1 protein-coding gene is annotated in these 375 nt (G+C 53.1%); it reads right to left on the bottom strand.

Going from position 1 to position 375, the window contains the following annotated elements; genetic code table 11:
- Positions 1–60 precede the first annotated feature (60 nt).
- On the bottom strand, positions 61–375 hold a 315-nt coding region (locus QP968_RS11185), incomplete at its 5' end, for a putative toxin (protein ID WP_284856466.1).

Raw genomic sequence — 375 nt, 5'->3', positions numbered from 1 at the left:
CCCCTTGCAGTACCGGGTACGTGGAACACCGGTACCAACTACGCGGACTCACGGTACCAACTACCCCGAATCGACACCAGGGTACTGCTTCTTGTTGAATGCTACGGCGTCTTGAATCTGTTGGGTCATGGAGATTTCTTTGACGTTTTTCACCTCAGCTAGCCCCATGATATTTCCGTCGCTACCTATGACATGGCCATCGGAAATACGATTCCGATCACCTATTGTGTAGGCGTCGCGTTTGCCCATCTTCATGCCGTTTTTCTCGAGGAGATCGGCCGCGGCCTGCTCCCCGACAACACCTTTATTGTGGGCAACGATGCGCCATCGTTGGTCCTTTGGAAGATTTTTCACATGCGCCTGCAAACCGAACGG

Origin of the sequence: Corynebacterium sp. MSK041, from assembly GCF_030232265.1 — a bacterium.
In the GTDB taxonomy this organism is placed as follows: Bacteria; Actinomycetota; Actinomycetes; order Mycobacteriales; family Mycobacteriaceae; genus Corynebacterium.
Note: the sequence above shows the minus strand (reverse complement) of the source record. Positions and strands in the feature narration are given on the sequence as shown.